Here is a 620-nt window from a genome sequence, read left to right as displayed (position 1 = left end):
CGAAGATGACCGCGATACGTCCCATCATTCCGAGCTGGATCGGCGCCAGGATCGCGGCATCCGCGACGGGAACCGGAACCGCCGCCGCTCCGACAGCGGCGGTGGTGGCGGCGCCGATGACGCGGCGGGCCATGTCGCGCTTCCAGGGGAGGTTGAGTCGCTGCGCGATGCGAAACGCGTCCTTCTCGTTCTCCGGAGAGAGCGCGAGGGTTTCCGTGACGAGATCACCGAGGCCGTGCCCCTTGCCCTTCCCATGCTTACCGCTTGCGGAGGTCAGGATGACGCGGCGGATCGGGATCTCGATTCGCTGCCCGTCCTCGTCCCGCGGATCCTCGAGCCAGTCGGCGAACTCCTGAACGTCGTCCGGTGCGGAGCGTCGTCCCGTCACCGGGTTCCTGACCCAGTCGACCTTCGTGAGCACGAGAACGACCGGGAGCCCGCGCGCGTCGAGTTCTCGAATCATGGCGATGTCACGTTCGGTCAGCCGGGGAAGTTGGGAAAGAACGCAGTACCAGACGACCGAGATCTGCTCGATCGGCGGTCGTCCGGCGATCGTCTCGAGGTGGCGCCGGAGGAGGTCAGCAGGCTGTTCCGCGGTCCCGATCTCGAATCCCTCGAGA

General features: G+C 66.6%; 1 protein-coding gene. It reads right to left on the bottom strand.

Features of this window, described 5'->3' with window-relative positions; genetic code table 11:
* On the bottom strand, positions 1-620 hold a 620-nt coding region (locus ACWKWX_RS32670; RefSeq protein WP_483829936.1), incomplete at both ends, for a hypothetical protein.

The organism is Pseudomonas imperatae (assembly GCF_057128625.1).
Note: the sequence above shows the minus strand (reverse complement) of the source record. Positions and strands in the feature narration are given on the sequence as shown.